The following is an 18,064-nucleotide window of genomic DNA, read 5'->3' as shown; positions in this document are numbered from 1 at the left end:
AGAAAAAGAATGATAAAAGACTGGGATAAGATACCTTCTCCATGCTATGTCATGGAAGAAGATTTATTGAGAAAGAACCTGACGCTGATTAAGCATGTGGCCGATACGGCGGGAGTGGAAATTATTCTGGCATTTAAAGCCTTTGCCATGTGGAAGTCGTTCCCTATTTTTCGGGAATACATCCGTTACACCACGGCCAGTTCGGAATACGAAGCACGGTTGGCTTTCGAAGAGTTCGGCAGCAAGGCGCATACTTATTCGCCGGCCTATACCGCGCAGAACTTTCCTGCATTCCTGAAGTACAGCAGTCACATCACATTCAACTCCTTGTCGCAGTTTGAGCGTTTTTATCCGATGGCAAAGGCTTATCCGGAGCATGTGTCATGCGGCATCCGTGTCAATCCCGAATATTCGGAGGTGGAAGTAGAGCTCTATAACCCTTGTGCGCCGGGTACACGTTTCGGTGTAACGGCCGACCTGCTTCCGGAGCAGTTGCCCGAAGGTATTGAAGGTTTCCACTGTCATTGTCATTGTGAGTCGAATTCCTACGAGCTGGAACGCACGCTCCAGCATATCGAGGAAAAATTCAGTCGCTGGTTTCCTCAGTTGAAATGGTTGAATCTGGGTGGAGGTCACCTGATGACACGTGCCGATTATGACGTAGACCATTTGATTCGCTTGTTGCAGGGATTGAAATCACGCTATCCGCATCTGCAGATTATTCTGGAACCCGGTTCGGCTTTCACCTGGCAGACTGGTCCGCTGGTGGCATCGGTGGTAGATGTAGTAGAAAGCCGGGGGATACGGACAGCCATTCTGGATGTGAGCTTTACCTGCCACATGCCCGACTGTCTGGAGATGCCTTATCAGCCGCGGGTGCGTAATGCCGAATCTCTTCCGGCTGAGGCGGTGAAAACGGCGGCTCGGGAAGACCATGTCTACCGCTTGGGAGGAAACAGTTGCCTGAGTGGTGATTATATGGGCAGTTGGAAGTTTGACCACGAATTGCAGGTAGGAGAGCGAATCGTATTTGAAGACATGATTCATTATACGATGGTCAAGACAAATATGTTCAACGGTATCCATCATCCTTCGATAGCCCTGCTCCATGCCGATGGAGAACTGGAAGTATATCGCACTTTCCATTACGAGGATTATCGTGACCGGATGTGCTAATTTGGATGGTAAAATAGTCTTTTTTTAAACGCTTAGGTATTCGTGAAAAAAGGCCTAAGCGTTTTGATTCAAACGCAAGTGCGTTTGAGTCAAAATACAAGGACGTTTGATTTGAAACGCAAGTACGTTTTCAGTCAAATGTCCTTGTGTTTTTAGGCCGTTGAAATATGCTTTTTGAAACAGTTCTAAGAGCCTTTTGAAACGTTCATTTACAAGGAGTTTTAATCGGAAAAAGGGTAGGCAGATACCTTAATGGGGCCTGTGAAGCCAAAGAAATTTGTCACTTTTTTCAAAAAAAGATAGTCGATAATTTTGGTAGTTTCGAAAAAAGGACTACCTTTGCACTCGCAATCGGGAAAATGATGAACGGTTGTAGAAACAATGCGGAAATAGCTCAGTTGGTAGAGCATAACCTTGCCAAGGTTAGGGTCGCGAGTTCGAGTCTCGTTTTCCGCTCAGTGAAAGAAAAGAGTTGCGCGAAAAAAGCAATGCCCAGGTGGCGGAATGGTAGACGCGCACGTTTCAGGTGCGTGTGTCGAGAGGCATGCAGGTTCGAGTCCTGTTCTGGGCACCACGAAAACAATTCTTTTCTTTTTCTTTTTGGAGGAATGGCGGAATTGGTAGACGCGCCACTTTGAGGGGGTGGTGACAGTTATGTCGTGTGAGTTCGAGTCTCATTTCCTTCACCGAAAATGCGGAAATAGCTCAGTTGGTAGAGCATAACCTTGCCAAGGTTAGGGTCGCGAGTTCGAGTCTCGTTTTCCGCTCAAGCGTTTGTTGCGCGAAGGTCGAAAGGCCTAATGCCCAGGTGGCGGAATGGTAGACGCGCACGTTTCAGGTGCGTGTGTCGAGAGGCATGCAGGTTCGAGTCCTGTTCTGGGCACTACATTTTGCGGAAATAGCTCAGTTGGTAGAGCATAACCTTGCCAAGGTTAGGGTCGCGAGTTCGAGTCTCGTTTTCCGCTCCATTTAGTTTTGAAATTTTGCGGAAATAGCTCAGTTGGTAGAGCATAACCTTGCCAAGGTTAGGGTCGCGAGTTCGAGTCTCGTTTTCCGCTCGCAGGAGAAAGCAACGCAGTTTGTTTTCTCTTTTTTTATGCATTTTTCTTGCAGGAAATTTTTTGTATATCTGTTGCGGGTATTATGAGGAATTTGATATATTTGCGCCTGCAATTAAGAAAATGAAGAAACATGACAACGTATGATATTTATTTCTCGGACGGCAGTTCGAGCGACAATAAGGGGTTTTCTATCAAGACTCCTGAAAAGGCCATTCACATGGCGGAAGACATGTTGGTGAAGGGCAACAGCTACATTGAAGATTACGCAGGCGGAGTGATTTCGGTCGTATCTTCCGGCGGAGAAACCGTATGGAGCAGCCCGATTCCCGAGTCGAAAAAGAAATGACACAGTTTATATTTTTAAAACCATAAGATTATGTTTTCTGGAATAGTAGAGGAATATGCAGAAGTCGTGAAGGTGGTAAAGGATCAGGAAAACCTGCACCTGACATTGAAATGTTCGTTTGTGGATGAGCTGAATATTGACCAGAGTGTATCACATAACGGGGTATGTCTGACGGTAGTCAGCATCCAGGACGGTACTTATACGGTAACGGCCATGAAGGAAACCATTGAACGCTCCAATATCGGTCTGCTGGCTGTAGGCGACAAGGTGAATGTGGAACGCAGCATGATGATGAACGGACGGCTGGACGGTCATATCGTGCAGGGACATGTGGACCAGACAGCAGTCTGTACGGCGGTTGATGATGCGCAGGGAAGCTGGTATTTCACCTTTAAGTATAACTTCGACAAGGAGATGGCAAAACGCGGATACTTTACGGTAGACAAAGGTTCTGTCACGGTGAACGGTGTCAGCCTGACAGTCTGCAATCCTACGTCGGATACGTTCCAGGTAGCGATTATTCCTTATACTTACGAGCATACCAATTTCCATACAATCAAGGTGGGCAGTGTGGTAAATATCGAATTTGATATTATCGGTAAGTACCTGAGCCGCATGATGCAGCTTACAGAGTGATACTTTCGAATTATATAACTTCAAGGCGCAGCTTTTTGGAACGATTTCCGAAAGCTGCGCCTTGCGTTTTTTTATAGATCTTTGAGCAGTACCTCGCTGCTTTTTTCTGTAAATTCTTTGCGGGCCTGTATCAGGGTTTGCCAGGCTGTAGAATAATGTCCCGGGTCAATTTTGAAGTCCTCCGCTCCGTTGGCATCCAGCTGGCTGAGGAGGGTGCCTACGCTTAACCGGTGGATGTCAATTCCAGGGAGATATTGAGGGTCGCAGGATTTTTCTTCTCCGCCGACACCGGCTTCATAAATCAGTCGCATATCCTGCAATTCATACAGAATACTTTTTGTCAGACGGATTGGAATCTTGTGTTCTTTGCTCAGGGTTTCTGCCGTGTAAGGCCGGCCGCCAGTGGCGAACCGTTTGCAGATAGAACTCAAAATAATGGTGCAGAAAAAGTCGTGGAAGCGTCGGCTGATATTGGCTGTTTCCTTTCCGAAGTTGAAGGTGGATATGTTCTGGCTGATGTAGCTCATTTCGGCTCCGAACAGACAGATGCTCCAGGATATTTGTGTCCACAAAAGGAACAGAGGAATGGCGGCAAAACTTCCGTAGATGGCATTGTAGTTAGAAACCCATATCTGGCTATTGATGTAGAAATACTGAAAGGCTTGGAAAGCACTTCCTGCCAGAATACCCGGTAGCCAGGCGTGTGCCAGCTTGACTTTCGTGTTGGGCATGAATGTGTAAAGTCCGATGAACATTCCCCAGATGAGGGCATAGGGGATAAGGCGGACGAAGAATTTCAGAACCGGGGCCAGTACCATGAAGTTCTGCAATTCTTTGACATAGGTGCTCATGAAGATGGACAGACCGCTGGAGATAACGAGCAGTACCGGTAGCAGCAGAATCAAAGAAGAATAGTCGGTGATCTGCCGGAACAGACCGCGTGGCTTCTTTACTTGCCAGATGGCATTGAAACTGCGTTCGATATTGTCAATCAGCAGCAGGACGGTTCCTAATAACATAATGAGCCCCACACCGATGAAAACTCCGCTTTGTGCATGTTCCAGATAGGAATTAATCCAGCTGATAACAAGTTCAGCCTGCGCACCTGTTACTCCGCTGCGGAACTGTGATTCAATCAAGGTGTCGAATCCGAACCCTCTGGCTATGGCGAAAAGCAAGGCCAGGATGGGGATGATGGAAAGCAGGGTGCTGTAGGTCAGCGCTGATGCACGCACCACAATACGGTCATTGATAAACTGGTTGATGGATAAGTAAATAATCTTAAGACAGGTGTATACTTTCCATTGGAGGTGAGAAACTTCCTCTTCCCGGATGCGCCAGATACCGTCGTCCAGAAAGTGAATCAGTGATTTGAGTCGTGCGTTCATGGTGGATTGGTTTTAATGAAAAAGAAAGCAGCCGGTCTATAAGCCGGGTTCTGTCACCCTGCAAGCAGGGGAGTCTGTCATTTATCTACTCCTGCCGTCACCGACAGGCTCTAGCGGTCCACCCTCCGACGTGGGGCGAGCAACCCTCGTTAATGCCGGTTTACATGACCTTACAACTCCTAAGATGCACAGCCCGCATATCGCTATACGGCTGGTAGGCTCTTACCCTACCTTCTCACCCTTACCTCCGGGTGGAGGCGGTTATTTTCTTCTGCATTACTCTACCCTTACGGACAGCTTTCTGTTAGGAAGTAGGATGCTCTGCGTTGCCCGGACTTTCCTCTTTTACTATATAATAATGTACCAGCGACAGACCGACCGACTGCTTTCTTCGTGCAAAGGTACGCAAATAAACGGAATTTGTGCTATAATTGTCAGGATTCTTTTGATTCGGGTGTTTGGGGAGCTGTCAGAACGGGCCGGACGAATTGTCAGCGTTGTCACTATTTCACTGGTAATGAATGTAAATTTGTCAGATATGCCAGTTAACTGCGGTTAATACCCTTGTTTTCATTGTTAAAAGACGGAAAAAAGAATAGGGTAAGAGTACAATCGTATGGATTTTGTTCTACTTTAGCAAATGAAAAGTTAAAACAACGCCGAAATTAACATTTAAAACAATAGAAGGTATGAAAACAATAACTAAGTTTGCGATTGGTTCTGTGGCAGTCGTTGCTTTGAGTGCCGGAGTGGCAGGGGTTACAGCGTATGCCATGATGGAGAAAAATCAGGATAATACTTCTTTTTATGAAAGTTTTGAAACAGCATCTCCTTTACGTACCGCAGCGTTCGATGCTTCCAGCATGCAGCCGGTAGACTTGACCAAAGCGGCAGAGAGTACGTTGAATTCCGTCGTACATATCATGTCTATCCAGCGCAGCAAGATACAGACTATTCAGGGACAACCGGATATTTTTGACTTCTTCTTCGGTGACGGTAGAGGACGTCAGCAGCAAGTACAGACTCCGGAACAGAGAGGTTTCGGTTCGGGTGTCATCATCTCAAAGGATGGTTACATCGTAACGAACAACCACGTGATTGACGGAGCAGATGAAATCAATGTGAAGTTGCACGACGGACGCGAAATGAAAGGTCGTGTCATCGGTACTGACCCGACTACTGACCTGGCACTTGTAAAGATTGAAGGAGATGATTTCCCGGCTATCGTGGTAGGTAACTCTGACAACCTGAAAGTCGGTGAGTGGGTATTGGCAGTAGGTAACCCGTTCAACTTGGGTTCTACAGTGACTGCCGGTGTGGTAAGTGCGAAGTCTCGTGGACTGGGAGCTAATCAGGTAGAATCTTTCATCCAGACCGATGCGGCTATCAATCAGGGTAACAGTGGTGGTGCGTTGGTTAATGCGAAAGGTGAACTGGTAGGTATCAATGCCATGTTGTATTCTCCGACCGGTGCTTATTCAGGATATGGTTTCGCTATTCCGGTAAGTATCATGACAAAGGTAGTAACCGACTTGAAACAATATGGTACCGTACAGCGTGCTTTGCTGGGTATCGGCGGTCGTGACATGGGTGATGAAAGGTATCCGGATGAAATCAGAAAAGAGCAGAAGGAACTGGGAGCTACCGAAGGTGTACAGGTAGTAGAGGTAACCGAAGGTGGTTCTGCCGACGGAATCTTGCAGAAGAACGATGTCATCCTGAAGTTGAATGACAGTAAGGTGAAGACGATGGCCGACCTTCAAGGCTTGCTGGCTAAGTATCGTCCGGGTGACAAGGTGAAAGTTACCGTATTGCGCGACAAGAAAGAAAAGACCTTTACCATTACGTTGAAGAACTCTCAGGGAACAACCAAGGTGGTAAAACAGGCAGATATGGAACTTCTGGGAGCAGCCTTCCGTGCCGTACCTAATGAACTGAAGAAACAGTTGAACTTAGGCTATGGAGTTGAAGTGACCGGCATTGATAACGGAAGAATGAAAGACAGCGGTATTCGCAAAGGTTTCATTATTCTGAAAGCCAACGGCAAGCAGTTGCGCACCGTACAAGATTTGGAAAGTGTAATGAAAGAGGCTTCTCAGTCACCCGATCAGGTACTGTTCATGACGGGAGTTTATCCTTCAGGAAGACGTGCCAACTATGCGGTAGACTTGTCACAAGCTGAATAAAAGATATTACTAAGGTAAAAAGAATTGGAAAGAAAAGGCGTTTCGATTGCCGAAGCGCCTTTTTGATGTTTATTTGCCTTGTATTTTTCATGAAGATGAACAATCAGACGGTTTAGTCTGTTGTCTTTTATGGCAGATGGTTAACAAAAAGAGAGTAGGTTTGTCTGTTTAAGAAATTTATAGATTCTTTCTTTGGAAATCTACCGCCTAAATAAAATTAATTTTGTACTTTTGTACCCAAATCATTTTATATAGAATGAGACAGTTAAAGATTACTAAAAGTATCACTAACCGAGAGAGTGCTTCTTTGGATAAGTATTTGCAGGAAATCGGTCGTGAAGATTTGATTACTGTAGAAGAGGAGGTAGAACTCGCTCAACGTATCCGTAAGGGTGACCGTATTGCTTTGGAGAAGCTTACGCGTGCTAATTTGCGATTTGTGGTGTCTGTGGCCAAACAGTATCAGAACCAGGGATTGAGCTTGCCTGACTTGATTAACGAAGGTAACCTGGGTTTGATTAAAGCTGCTGAAAAGTTTGATGAAACTCGTGGATTCAAGTTTATCAGTTACGCCGTTTGGTGGATTCGTCAGTCTATTCTTCAGGCACTGGCTGAACAGTCGCGTATTGTGCGTTTGCCGTTGAACCAGGTAGGTTCACTGAATAAAATCAGCAAGGCGTTTTCCAAATTTGAGCAGGAAAACGAGCGTCGTCCTTCACCGGAAGAACTGGCCGACGAGTTGGAAATCCCGGTAGACAAGATTTCGGATACGCTGAAGGTTTCCGGTCGTCACATTTCAGTGGATGCTCCTTTTGTGGAAGGAGAGGACAACAGTCTGCTGGACGTGCTGGTGAACGATGATTCTCCTATGGCCGACCGCTCCTTAGTAAATGAATCACTTTCGAGGGAAATTGACAGAGCACTTTCTACGCTAACCGAAAGAGAGAAGGATATTATCCAGATGTTTTTCGGTATTAACACGCAGGAAATGACGTTGGAAGAAATCGGCGACAAGTTTGGGCTCACACGTGAGCGTGTTCGTCAGATTAAGGAAAAGGCAATTAGAAGATTAAGACAAAATTCTCGTAGTAAGCTGCTCAAATCTTATTTGGGATAAGGTAGAGATTGATTTCCAAAAAAACAGAAGAGATGTATGAAGGTTAGCTCAGACCTTGATACATCTCTTTTTGTATGTAGAAAGGCTTTTTCTTTGTTAATTTATATGTCTTCTTTCGGTTTTTACGCATAATTGTGTACTTTTGCCCCATAAATTGATGAATTATGCGTTATACAAAGTTTTTCTGTTTTCTGTTAATGATGGTATTTGCTGCTTCTGCATTCAGCAAGCGGCCAAAAGATAAGAACAAATATGGAGTTTATTTGGCAGGCGTTTCTGCTTCATTTACTGATTCACTGGTGTATTTTACTGACGTGCAGTATCTGGACAGTGCTGCTGTAGATGATAAAGGATTGTTGGTGGGCCGTGCGCTGTACAGCATCCAGTTGAAAGACTATTTGGAGCAGAAGCAGAATGGGAAGAACCGTACTTGCTTCATGTTTTTCAGCCGTAAAAAGAAAAACGTGCAGAAGGAACTGAAGAAATTGAAGGAAAAATATACCAAGGGTGGTTCATTGTTCCTTCAGGATGTGAATGCAGAATTTAAGTTTGAGAAGCCTGATTTTGAATAATGCAGATGAAGAAATGGCTTTACACCCTGCTGGTGGTTGTGCTGGCTGCTTGTTCTAATGAAATTCCGGAACAACAGCCTGCGAAACGTTCCGGACGTACGGTGCTGGCATATCTGATTTCAAATAGTCCTAAATCTTTGGAGGGGAATCTACAAGACAATGTGGTGGATATGTACATGGCATTGGCTGAAATAAAAGATTCCTGTACGTTACTGGTATTTTATCGTCCGCAGGAATATAGCAGTTATTTGGATGTACCCACGTTGCTATGTTTTGATACGGATGGGCGTGGCAATATCAATAACCTTCCAGCCGTGACAGGGACGGAGCTGACGTTTGAGTCTGTATGCCAGGTAGCACAGAAGAAAGAATATACGATGAACAGCCAGATAGCTACTGATCCGGTTGTCATGGAAGAAGTTCTTAAGGACATGCAGAAGATTGCTCCTTCTGACAGTTATGGTCTTATTCTAGGTTCGCATGCTTCAGGTTGGATGAAGGGTAATTCTGTGCAGTCAAAAGCCTTTGGTGATGACGATGGTTACAATATAGATATTCCGGACTTGGTAGGTGTGTTGAAGAATAGTTTTTCGGAAAAACTTGATTTCGTATTGTTCGATGCCTGCATGATGGGTACGGCAGAAGTGGGCTATGAATTGAAAGAGGTCACTTCATATTGTATTGCTTCCGTAATGGAGACTCCGGCCTTAGGATTTCCTTATAAGCAGGTATTCTCTTATCTGTATTCTGAGAATATAGATTATTCTGCTGTGTGCCATGAATTTATTTCTTTCAATAAAGTAAACAATGCCTGGGGGACATGTGCAGTGATGGACTGTAGTCAAATGGAAAATTTGGCCAGTGCAGTAAAAGCAAAGCTTTCTGAGTGGCAGGATGCGCTTTCTTCTGTGTCCATGCAGAACGTACAGCAGTATGGAGTGGGTACTTTTCAGTATTTTTCGTATGATGTGCTTGATTTCTTTCGAGAGTTGGGAGGAAAAAGCGGAGTGGCAGAAACAGATTTAAATGAGGCTATTGCTTCTATACAAACTGTGTTGAATGAGGCAGTAATAGCTAAAGAGTGTATCCCAAATCCTTCTAACTCTACTTTTAGGGTTGATGAAGCCCATTTTTGTGGAATCGGTATGTATATTCCGAAGGAGGTTAATGATTACGTGCCTGATAATATTTCTTGGAATAATTGGAATGATTATTACAAACAGTCCATCTCTTGGTATCGTGCTGTAGGTTGGGTAGATTTAAATTTGAACTAATTACAAATTTCTTTACTCTTTGTGTGAACATTCTATTGGCTAAATGTGTTTTTACTTATTAAAACAGATTTATTGATATGTGGAATTTCATCAAAGAATTACGACGTAAGGACCACCAGCGTTATCTTGGTGGGCTGGATTTCTTTAAATATATTGGTCCCGGTTTGCTTGTGACCGTTGGTTTTATTGATCCGGGCAACTGGGCTTCTAATTTTGCGGCAGGAGCAGACTTCGGGTACTCCTTGTTGTGGGTGATTACATTGTCTACTATTATGCTCATCGTGTTGCAGCATAATGTGGCTCACTTGGGAATTGTTACCGGACTGTGCTTGAGCGAAGCTGCCACTAAATATACGCCGAAATGGGTGTCACGCCCTATCTTGGGAACAGCCGTACTGGCGTCTATCTCCACTTCTCTGGCGGAGATTTTGGGAGGAGCCATTGCCCTGGAAATGCTATTCGATATTCCTGTTATCTGGGGTTCCCTTCTCACAGCATTCTTTGTCACAATCATGTTGTTTACCAATTCCTACAAGCGGATTGAACGCTCCATTATTGCATTCGTGTCAGTGATTGGATTGTCATTCCTTTATGAACTTTTCCTGGTTGACATTGACTGGCCTTTGGCTGCCCGTTCATGGGTGACGCCTTCCATTCCTGAAGGAAGTCTGTTGGTGATAATGAGTGTGCTGGGAGCCGTGGTGATGCCTCATAACTTGTTCTTGCACTCGGAAGTGGTACAGAGTAGGGAGTACAACAAGAAGGACGATGCTTCTATCCGAAAGCTGTTGAAGTATGAATTTTATGATACCCTGTTCTCTATGGGAGTAGGCTGGGCCATCAACAGCGCGATGATTCTACTGGCTGCGGCTACCTTCTTTGCCAATCATATCGGAGTAGAAGAGTTGCAGCAGGCCAAGAGCTTGTTGGAGCCTTTGCTGGGCAATCAGGCTGCTACTATCTTTGCTCTTGCCTTGCTGATGGCAGGTGTTTCTTCCACTGTGACAAGCGGGATGGCCGCCGGTTCCATTTTTGCCGGCATGTTTGGTGAATCCTATCATGTAAAGGATGTGCACTCTCGTGTCGGAATTCTACTTTCATTAGGAATAGCACTGGTTGTCATTCTGTTCATCGAGAATCCTTTTCAGGGATTAATTATCTCACAAATGATACTGAGCATTCAGCTTCCGTTTACCATATTCTTGCAGGTAGGGTTGACCTCCTCTAAACGGGTGATGGGGCAATATGCCAACTCCCGGTGGAGCAGTTTTGTGCTTTACACCATGGCAGTGATTGTATCTGTGCTGAATCTGGCTCTTCTTTTCTCAGAAAGTTTTTAAGATGTCCGTAAATCGGTGCCTGACATCTTTTTCTTATAGTGGTATGCCAGCATCAAAGCTGCCACGGCGAAGGCCAATGCATCGGATAACGGCATGCTGAACCATACTCCTTTTACTCCATAGAAGGGTGGGAGAAAAGCCAGTCCCGGAAGAAGGAAGAGCTGCTGGCGGGAAAGAGACAGGAAGATGGAAGTCCGGGCCTTTCCGATGGACTGAAAGAACTGGGTGATGACAATCTGTGCACCTACCACCGGGAAGGATAGAATGCCAATTCTCAGGGCCAGTGTCGCTTCATTAGTCAGTTCGTGGTTGTTGGTAAACATGCCGACAAATATACCGGGAAACAGTTCACCGATTATGAATCCTAAGGTAGTAATGATACATCCTGCCGTGATTCCCAGTTTCAAGGTTCTTTTTACGCGGTCGAAATGTTGTGCACCGTAGTTGTATCCCGTAATGGGCTGCATTCCCATGGTGATACCCATTACAATCATGACAAAGAGCATCTGGATACGGTTGAGGATACCGAATGCACCGATGGCCATATCACCTCCATAGTTGAGCAGACGGTTGTTGATGAAAATCACGATGTAGCAGGCGCACACATTCATAACGAAGGGCGACATGCCGATGGCAAAAATGTTGGCTATGATGTGCTGTTTCAGTCGCATGCTGTGACGCTGAAATCGGACTGCCCAATAAAATTACCTGCATAAAATCGCGGGCATACGGCAGGGTAGCTTCGCTGGCTCCGAAGAAAAAGAGAATTGGTTCCAGAAAGATAAATGCCAGTCCGCCCTAGAAGATGGCACCTCCTACGCCCACCAGTGTACAGAAGGCTACCAGCAGGTTCATCAGCGGAAAGGTAATGGCCAGACCGGAGATAGCCAGGGCTCCCACACCGTGACCGATGAAAATACTGTTGATGATGTTGTACAAGGAAGTCAGTGTCATTCCGATAATGGCAGGAATGGAATATTCCACCAGCAGTTTCCCGATAGGGGCCTCTCCCAATATGTGCGGATTGTTTTCTTTCATGTACGTTTGTTTATTTTAATTTCCAAAGTTAGGAATATGAAGCAATATTTTAGAACTTTGCACCGTTAAATCAAACTAAACATACCAATGGGCAAAACTAAATGCGTAGCAGCACTTTTTGATTTTGACGGAGTGGTGATGGACACTGAGTCACAGTACAGCATCTTCTGGAATGAGGTAGGAAAAAAATACCATCCGGAATACGAGGAATTCGGAAAAATCATCAAAGGACAGACGTTGCGGCAGATTTACGACCGTTATTTTCAGGGAATGGAGCATGAGCAGGCTGAAATTACAGAAGGCCTGAACCGTTTCGAGACGGAGATGCGCTATGAATATGTGCCGGGAGTGGCAGAGTTCATGCAGACTCTTCGTGCTCATGGAGTGAAAATAGCCATAGTGACCAGCTCGAACGAGAAGAAAATGGCCAATGTGTATGCGGCACATCCTGAATTGAAGAATATGGTGGACCGGATACTCACAGCCGAGATGTTTCAGAAATCCAAGCCGGACCCCGATTGTTTTTTGCTTGGAGCCAAAGTTTTCGAGACGCTCCCGGCCAATTGCGTCGTGTTTGAAGACTCGTTCCATGGTATTCAGGCGGGAAACGCAGCAGGAATGCCTGTGGTGGGACTGAGCACCACCAATCCGGCGGAAGCCATTCAAAATCAGTGCGCCCGGGTGATTCCAGATTTCACCTGTTTTACGTATGAAGAAATGACGAACTTGCTGTAAGGCTTGTCTGATTCGGAAAAATCGGCTATTTTTGCGGAAATTTTAGTAAATTCAGAAGAAAACTATGGCAGGATATCTTTCTGGTGATACTCGTAAAGTAACGACTCACCGTTTGATTGAGATGAAACAGAGAGGTGAAAAGATTTCCATGTTGACCTCTTATGATTATACGATGGCGCAGATTGTAGACGGCGCAGGTGTGGATGTGATTCTGGTAGGTGATTCAGCTTCGAATGTGATGGCGGGTAACGTGACGACCTTGCCTATTACCGTGGAGCAGATGATTTATCACGGAAAGTCAGTGATGCGCGGTGTGAAGCATGCATTGGTAGTGGTGGATATGCCATTCGGTTCTTATCAGGCAGACCCGTTTGACGGGGTACGCAATGCTATCCGCATCATGAAAGAAACACATGCTGATGCTCTGAAGCTGGAAGGCGGTGAAGAAGTCATTGACGTGATTCGCCGTATCATCGGTGCCGGAATGCCCGTGATGGGACATCTGGGACTGATGCCTCAGTCTATCAATAAATATGGAACTTACGGTGTGCGTGCCAAAGAAGATGCTGAAGCTGAAAAGCTGATTAAGGATGCACGTCTGCTGGAAGAAGCCGGATGCTTTGCACTGGTGCTGGAGAAAATTCCGGCTGCACTGGCAACCCGTGTGGCTCAGGAACTGACTATTCCGGTTATCGGAATCGGAGCCGGTGGAGGAGTAGACGGACAGGTATTGGTAGTGACTGATATGCTGGGTATGACCAAAGGATTCAGTCCGCGTTTCCTTCGTCGCTATGCCGACTTGAATACCGTGATGACCGACGCCATCGGACATTATGTAGCCGACGTGAAAGCTTGTGACTTCCCTAACGAGTCAGAACAATACTAAGATTATCACTTATAAGCCGCAGATGCATGGACTGCAAAGTCCGGTTCTTCCGGACAATTTAAAAGTCGCAGTCTGTGCATCTGTGTTTTCTATCAGATGTAGAAAAAATGTGGAACAAGAATTTTAATCTTTTGCTCATCGCTAATTTTTTCCTGTATACGGCAGTGTATATGCTGTTTCCTGCACTTCATCACTGGATGGTGTCAGAAGGAGGGTATACGGGATTTCAGGCCGGAGGTGCCATAGCTATTTTTGGAGCTTCTCTTTTCCTTTTGGGAGCGTTCAATAATTACCTGGTCGATACGTTTAAGCGTAAGAATGTGTGTACGCGTAGTCTTCTGCTGCTGGCGCTTTTGGGACTGTTGTATCCATACGCCGGAGAGTGGGGGATGATCTTCCTTTTGCGTGTGCTTCAGGGAGCCTTGTTTGGGGTGGTACTGATGGACATGGGCAGTACCCTGGTCATCGATGTAACTCCCAGTCAGTATAGAAACAAGGCCAGTGTGGTTTTCACCTGGTCGGGGGTACTCGGTATGCTGTGCGGCATCCTGTTGGGATATAATGCAGGCTGGTATCTTTCTTTCCAGCAACAGATTTATCTGTTTGTGGGACTTTGCGCCCTTCCGGTCGTACTGGTGTCCATGGTGGAAGTCTGTTTCCGTGCTCCGTTGGACCTTCCGTTGCTGTCGTTCGACCGTTTTCTGCTTTTCCGTACCTTGATCCCGGGTTTGAACATGATGGTGGTTCCCTTCATTTTAGGGGTCCTGTTCAGTTCGATTTTCGATACTTTTTTCTACATTTGTATCATAGCTGGATTTATCGTTTTCCTGCTGCTGGACCGCGTGGTTCGTAAGCAAGTGAACGGCCGTTTGCTGAATGGTGTCGGACTGGTATTGATGTGTGTGGCAGTATGGATATTGGGCTGTTCCACCGAAAAAGAAATGCTAATGGGAGCCGGTCTTCTGACCGGATTAGGCATGGGGTTCTCCCTGCTTCAGTTCTTGCGGATGATGATACGTCTTCCTTTGCACTGTGAGCGCGGAACGGGCTATCACACCTATCAGTTGCTTTGGGAGTCGGGTGTCATGCTGGGCGTGTTCTTCGGGAAATATACAGAAGACATCTCCGGACAACAGTTCCGGGCAGCATCGCTCATTCTGCTGGCAGGCCTGTTGATTTATCAGGCAGTGGTGCACGGCTATTTCATGAAACGAATGAAGAATAGATAACTTAACTAATATAAAGAATATGGCAGACGACAAGAAAATTATCTTTTCAATGGTGGGAGTGAGCAAATCATTCCAGAACAACAAACAGGTTTTGAAAGACATCTACCTATCCTTTTTTTATGGCGCGAAAATCGGAATCATCGGTTTGAACGGTTCCGGTAAGTCTACTTTGATGAAAATCATTGCCGGAATCGAAAAGAACTACCAGGGTGAAGTGGTATTTTCACCGGGATATTCTGTAGGTTATCTGGCACAGGAACCTCAGCTTGACGACACGAAGACCGTGAAGGAAGTCGTGATGGAGGGAGTGCAGCAGGTGGTAGACACGCTGGCTGAATACGAAGAAATCAATCAGAAGTTCGGTTTGCCGGAATATTATGAAGATCCGGAAAAGATGGACGCCCTCTTTGCGCGTCAGGCTGAACTGCAGGATATTATTGACGCTACTGATGCGTGGAATCTTGACAGCAAACTGGAACGTGCGATGGATGCATTGCGCTGTCCGCCCGAAGACCAACTGGTGAAGAACCTTTCGGGAGGTGAACGCCGCCGTGTGGCTTTGTGCCGTCTGTTGTTGCAGAAGCCAGACATCCTGTTGCTTGACGAGCCGACCAACCACCTGGATGCAGAAAGTATTGACTGGCTGGAACAGCACTTGCAGCAGTACGAAGGAACGGTAATTGCCGTGACACACGACCGTTACTTCCTGGATCATGTGGCCGGATGGATTTTGGAGCTCGACCGTGGCGAAGGTATTCCTTGGAAGGGAAATTATTCAAGCTGGCTGGAGCAGAAGACCAAGCGTATGGAAATGGAAGAAAAGACGGCCAGCAAGCGTCGTAAGACGCTGGAACGTGAGTTGGAATGGGTGCGGATGGCTCCTAAGGCTCGTCAGGCCAAGGGTAAGGCTCGTCTGAATTCGTATGACAAGCTCTTGAACGAAGATGTGAAGGAGAAGGAAGAAAAACTGGAAATCTTTATTCCGAACGGTCCGCGTCTGGGAAACAAGGTTATCGAAGCCAAGCACGTGGCCAAGGCGTATGGCGACAAACTGCTTTTCGACGACTTGAACTTCATGCTGCCGCCTAACGGTATTGTGGGAGTTATCGGTCCGAACGGTGCCGGAAAGACGACGTTGTTCCGCCTGATTATGGGACTGGAAAGTGTGGATAAAGGTGAGTTTGAAGTAGGAGAGACTGTGAAAGTGGCCTATGTAGACCAGCAGCACAAGGACATTGACCCGAACAAGACTGTATACCAGGTAATCAGTGGCGGTAACGACCTGATTCGTATGGGTAACCGCGATGTGAATGCCCGTGCTTACCTGAGCCGCTTCAATTTCTCCGGTTCTGATCAGGAAAAACTTTGCGGTATGCTTTCTGGTGGTGAACGTAACCGTCTGCACCTGGCCATGGCACTGAAGGAAGAAGGTAACGTGTTGTTGCTCGATGAGCCGACTAACGATATTGACGTAAACACCCTCCGTGCGCTGGAAGAAGGCTTGGAAGACTTTGCCGGATGTGCCGTAGTTATCAGCCACGACCGTTGGTTCCTCGACCGTATCTGTACCCACATCTTAGCTTTTGAAGGAGACAGTCAGGTGTTCTACTTCGAGGGTTCTTACACGGAATACGAAGAAAACAAGATGAAGCGTATGGGTAATGTAGAGCCGAAACGCGTACGTTATCGCAAGTTGATGGAAGACTAATTTTCAGTAAATTATACAGGATGAAAAAAGGCTTCGACGTTCACCGAAAAACGTCGAAGCCTTTGTTTAAACGTCCTTGCGTTTTACTTGAAACGCAAGTGCGTTTTGATTCAAACGCACTTGTGTTTGACCTAAAACGTACTTACGTTTTGGAATGAATCAGTGAACTTTACTGAATCAACATATTTTCAACCTCCTCCAGGCATCCGTCAGTCTTCTCTGGGGTGATATGTAGCAGACGAGCCAGCAGGGAATAAATCGATACATTACGGAATTTCGGAGCCTCGTATCCCTTCTTGAAATCCGGTCCGCATGCCCGGAACATCACTTGCATATCGTCGTAGGTCGGGTCGAATCCATGGGCGCCCGGAAGTGTCTTGTTTCCTTCTTCCACCAGCCAGCCTAAATCAGGCAGCACAATGATGTCGCCCACACGTGGATTGCTTCCATAGTTCAAATAAGCAGGAATATCTTCTCTCTTCCATACGCGTACATGATTCAAGTCTTTCAGTGCGTGATAAACAGAATCGCGGAATTGCGGTTGGGTATAGATCTGGGCCGGAAGATTCCCGTCAATCAGGGTATACCATTCTTCTTTCAGCAGGTGCTTGATGGGAACGAAGCGGTCGGCACTGACGGTGGCCATTCCGTGGTCGGAGGTCACAATCAGGTTGACATCCTTGGCGAACGGCAGGCTTTGTAATCCTTCCCACAGAAAACGCATCAGTGCATCCAGGCGGGCTATGCATTTTCGAGTTTCCTGACTAAACGGACTGTAGGTATGTCCATAGGTATCTGAATCTTCAAAGTAGAGCATAACGAGCTGAGGCCGATCTGCTTCCGGAAGCCGGAGCATGCGCAGTACTTCTGCCACCCGTTCGGTTTGTGAGAGACGGGGTTTCTTGTCATATACCTGATAATAAGTGGGGTGCTCTCCCTTTACAGCAATGTCCGAGCCCACCCAATATACATTTCCGGTTTTTATACCTTGTTTCTGGGCGGTGACCCAAATGGGCTCGCCTCCATAGTAAGAAGCGTCATTGCGGGTTGCAGGTTTATTCATCTTGTAGACCTCCTTTCGTTCCGGATCCCAAAACGAATTAGCTACAATGCCATGATGATCGGGGACTAGTCCGGTAGCCATGGTATAATGATTCGGAAAGGTTTTGGAAGGGAAGGAGGGAATCATGGTAGCCTTTACGCCTTCCCGTGCCATTTGGTCAAAGAAAGGAGTTTCGTACATTTGCGGGTAATCCCAACGGAATCCATCGAGCGAGACAATGACTGTATAATGCTTTTCTGCCTGGGCGAAGAGGCAAATACACCACAGAATGCATAAGATGATTTGTTTTTTCATAACGATGTGTGATTG

At 46.2% G+C, this 18,064-nt stretch carries 14 protein-coding genes, 7 tRNA genes, 1 other RNA gene and 1 pseudogene; 19 read left to right on the top strand and 4 right to left on the bottom strand.

Annotation, left to right across the window (positions count from 1 at the left end):
• Nucleotides 1-9: 9 nt before the first annotated feature.
• The 10 genes from nspC to WKT20_RS03700 all read left to right on the top strand — a co-directional run bounded on the left by nspC (nt 10) and on the right by WKT20_RS03700 (nt 3,219).
• Nucleotides 10-1,176 (top strand): carboxynorspermidine decarboxylase, encoded by a 1,167-nt coding sequence (gene nspC, locus WKT20_RS03745; protein WP_409072358.1) that lies wholly within the window; start codon nt 10-12, stop codon nt 1,174-1,176.
• 383 nt (nt 1,177-1,559) lie between these two features.
• Nucleotides 1,560-1,632 (top strand) — tRNA-Gly (locus tag WKT20_RS03740).
• Nucleotides 1,633-1,666: 34 nt separating this feature from the next.
• Nucleotides 1,667-1,750 (top strand) — tRNA-Leu (locus WKT20_RS03735).
• 28 nt (nt 1,751-1,778) lie between these two features.
• Nucleotides 1,779-1,862: transfer RNA gene (locus WKT20_RS03730), tRNA-Leu, on the top strand.
• Nucleotides 1,863-1,870: 8 nt separating this feature from the next.
• Nucleotides 1,871-1,943 (top strand) — tRNA-Gly (locus tag WKT20_RS03725).
• Between the two features lie 35 nt (nt 1,944-1,978).
• A tRNA-Leu gene (locus tag WKT20_RS03720) sits at nt 1,979-2,059 on the top strand.
• Between the two features lie 9 nt (nt 2,060-2,068).
• A tRNA-Gly gene (locus WKT20_RS03715) sits at nt 2,069-2,144 on the top strand.
• A 17-nt stretch (nt 2,145-2,161) separates the two neighbouring features.
• Nucleotides 2,162-2,234, top strand: a tRNA-Gly gene (locus WKT20_RS03710).
• Between the two features lie 133 nt (nt 2,235-2,367).
• On the top strand, nt 2,368-2,583 hold the full coding sequence (locus WKT20_RS03705) for a hypothetical protein (protein ID WP_007561644.1): 216 nt from the start codon (nt 2,368-2,370) through the stop codon (nt 2,581-2,583).
• A 30-nt stretch (nt 2,584-2,613) separates the two neighbouring features.
• Nucleotides 2,614-3,219, top strand: coding sequence for a riboflavin synthase (locus tag WKT20_RS03700; RefSeq protein ID WP_340416853.1), 606 nt, complete (start codon nt 2,614-2,616; stop codon nt 3,217-3,219).
• 71 nt (nt 3,220-3,290) lie between these two features.
• Here the strand turns inward: WKT20_RS03700 and WKT20_RS03695 are convergent, their stop codons facing one another.
• Together WKT20_RS03695 and rnpB are read right to left on the bottom strand one after the other, a co-directional pair.
• Complete coding sequence (locus WKT20_RS03695) at nt 3,291-4,607, bottom strand: YihY/virulence factor BrkB family protein (protein WP_117700548.1); 1,317 nt, start codon at nt 4,605-4,607, stop codon at nt 3,291-3,293.
• A 23-nt stretch (nt 4,608-4,630) separates the two neighbouring features.
• Nucleotides 4,631-4,993: RNase P RNA component class A (gene rnpB / locus WKT20_RS03690), an RNA gene on the bottom strand.
• 303 nt (nt 4,994-5,296) lie between these two features.
• On the opposite strand from rnpB, the gene WKT20_RS03685 reads away from it, so the two are divergent.
• The 5 genes from WKT20_RS03685 to WKT20_RS03665 all read left to right on the top strand — a co-directional run bounded on the left by WKT20_RS03685 (nt 5,297) and on the right by WKT20_RS03665 (nt 11,096).
• On the top strand, nt 5,297-6,793 hold the full coding sequence (locus WKT20_RS03685; RefSeq protein ID WP_340416852.1) for a trypsin-like peptidase domain-containing protein: 1,497 nt from the start codon (nt 5,297-5,299) through the stop codon (nt 6,791-6,793).
• 256 nt (nt 6,794-7,049) lie between these two features.
• Entirely contained in the window at nt 7,050-7,910 is an 861-nt protein-coding gene (locus WKT20_RS03680; protein ID WP_007561648.1) for a sigma-70 family RNA polymerase sigma factor, read from the top strand.
• A 164-nt stretch (nt 7,911-8,074) separates the two neighbouring features.
• Nucleotides 8,075-8,482: a hypothetical protein gene (locus WKT20_RS03675; protein WP_181976265.1), complete on the top strand. Its 408-nt coding sequence runs from the start codon at nt 8,075-8,077 to the stop codon at nt 8,480-8,482.
• 5 nt (nt 8,483-8,487) lie between these two features.
• The gene (locus WKT20_RS03670) at nt 8,488-9,756 is read left to right on the top strand and encodes a clostripain-related cysteine peptidase (protein WP_340416851.1); all 1,269 of its coding nucleotides are present in this window, start codon (nt 8,488-8,490) and stop codon (nt 9,754-9,756) included.
• A 77-nt stretch (nt 9,757-9,833) separates the two neighbouring features.
• Nucleotides 9,834-11,096, top strand: coding sequence for an Nramp family divalent metal transporter (locus WKT20_RS03665; protein WP_117700550.1), 1,263 nt, complete (start codon nt 9,834-9,836; stop codon nt 11,094-11,096).
• Here WKT20_RS03665 and WKT20_RS03660 read toward each other — a convergent pair.
• A pseudogene (locus tag WKT20_RS03660) lies at nt 11,093-12,134 on the bottom strand (MATE family efflux transporter). The gene WKT20_RS03665 and the pseudogene WKT20_RS03660 overlap by 4 nt on opposite strands.
• Before the next feature lie 87 nt (nt 12,135-12,221).
• Between WKT20_RS03660 and WKT20_RS03650 the strand changes: the two are divergent.
• The 4 genes from WKT20_RS03650 to ettA all read left to right on the top strand — a co-directional run bounded on the left by WKT20_RS03650 (nt 12,222) and on the right by ettA (nt 16,692).
• Nucleotides 12,222-12,869: an HAD family hydrolase gene (locus WKT20_RS03650; RefSeq protein WP_340416850.1), complete on the top strand. Its 648-nt coding sequence runs from the start codon at nt 12,222-12,224 to the stop codon at nt 12,867-12,869.
• Between the two features lie 64 nt (nt 12,870-12,933).
• The gene (panB, locus tag WKT20_RS03645) at nt 12,934-13,755 is read left to right on the top strand and encodes a 3-methyl-2-oxobutanoate hydroxymethyltransferase (protein ID WP_340416849.1); all 822 of its coding nucleotides are present in this window, start codon (nt 12,934-12,936) and stop codon (nt 13,753-13,755) included.
• A 107-nt stretch (nt 13,756-13,862) separates the two neighbouring features.
• A complete protein-coding gene (locus WKT20_RS03640; protein WP_278614383.1) occupies nt 13,863-14,984 on the top strand; it encodes an MFS transporter in 1,122 nt (373 codons plus the stop codon).
• A gap of 19 nt (nt 14,985-15,003) precedes the next feature.
• Complete coding sequence (ettA, locus tag WKT20_RS03635; protein ID WP_022053055.1) at nt 15,004-16,692, top strand: energy-dependent translational throttle protein EttA; 1,689 nt, start codon at nt 15,004-15,006, stop codon at nt 16,690-16,692.
• A gap of 169 nt (nt 16,693-16,861) precedes the next feature.
• On the opposite strand, the gene WKT20_RS03630 is transcribed toward ettA, so the two are convergent.
• The gene (locus WKT20_RS03630) at nt 16,862-18,049 is read right to left on the bottom strand and encodes an alkaline phosphatase family protein (RefSeq protein WP_340416848.1); all 1,188 of its coding nucleotides are present in this window, start codon (nt 18,047-18,049) and stop codon (nt 16,862-16,864) included.
• Between the last annotated feature and the right edge of the window lie 15 nt (nt 18,050-18,064).

Source organism: Phocaeicola sp. ICN-14070, assembly GCF_037892625.1.
GTDB lineage: Bacteria > Bacteroidota > Bacteroidia > Bacteroidales > Bacteroidaceae > Phocaeicola > Phocaeicola plebeius.
Note: the sequence above shows the minus strand (reverse complement) of the source record. Positions and strands in the feature narration are given on the sequence as shown.

What these genes read in the sequence shown, in the direction of transcription:
- ettA (WP_022053055.1), top strand. Translation starts at nt 15,004, where the DNA reads ATGGCAGACGACAAGAAAATTATCTTTTCAATGGTGGGAGTGAGCAAA.
- panB (WP_340416849.1), top strand. Translation starts at nt 12,934, where the DNA reads ATGGCAGGATATCTTTCTGGTGATACTCGTAAAGTAACGACTCACCGT.
- nspC (WP_409072358.1), top strand. Translation starts at nt 10, where the DNA reads ATGATAAAAGACTGGGATAAGATACCTTCTCCATGCTATGTCATGGAA.
- WKT20_RS03670 (WP_340416851.1), top strand. Translation starts at nt 8,488, where the DNA reads ATGAAGAAATGGCTTTACACCCTGCTGGTGGTTGTGCTGGCTGCTTGT.
- WKT20_RS03685 (WP_340416852.1), top strand. Translation starts at nt 5,297, where the DNA reads ATGAAAACAATAACTAAGTTTGCGATTGGTTCTGTGGCAGTCGTTGCT.
- WKT20_RS03680 (WP_007561648.1), top strand. Translation starts at nt 7,050, where the DNA reads ATGAGACAGTTAAAGATTACTAAAAGTATCACTAACCGAGAGAGTGCT.
- WKT20_RS03695 (WP_117700548.1), bottom strand. Translation starts at nt 4,607, where the DNA reads ATGAACGCACGACTCAAATCACTGATTCACTTTCTGGACGACGGTATC.
- WKT20_RS03630 (WP_340416848.1), bottom strand. Translation starts at nt 18,049, where the DNA reads ATGAAAAAACAAATCATCTTATGCATTCTGTGGTGTATTTGCCTCTTC.
- WKT20_RS03640 (WP_278614383.1), top strand. Translation starts at nt 13,863, where the DNA reads ATGTGGAACAAGAATTTTAATCTTTTGCTCATCGCTAATTTTTTCCTG.
- WKT20_RS03650 (WP_340416850.1), top strand. Translation starts at nt 12,222, where the DNA reads ATGGGCAAAACTAAATGCGTAGCAGCACTTTTTGATTTTGACGGAGTG.
- WKT20_RS03665 (WP_117700550.1), top strand. Translation starts at nt 9,834, where the DNA reads ATGTGGAATTTCATCAAAGAATTACGACGTAAGGACCACCAGCGTTAT.
- WKT20_RS03705 (WP_007561644.1), top strand. Translation starts at nt 2,368, where the DNA reads ATGACAACGTATGATATTTATTTCTCGGACGGCAGTTCGAGCGACAAT.
- WKT20_RS03675 (WP_181976265.1), top strand. Translation starts at nt 8,075, where the DNA reads ATGCGTTATACAAAGTTTTTCTGTTTTCTGTTAATGATGGTATTTGCT.
- WKT20_RS03700 (WP_340416853.1), top strand. Translation starts at nt 2,614, where the DNA reads ATGTTTTCTGGAATAGTAGAGGAATATGCAGAAGTCGTGAAGGTGGTA.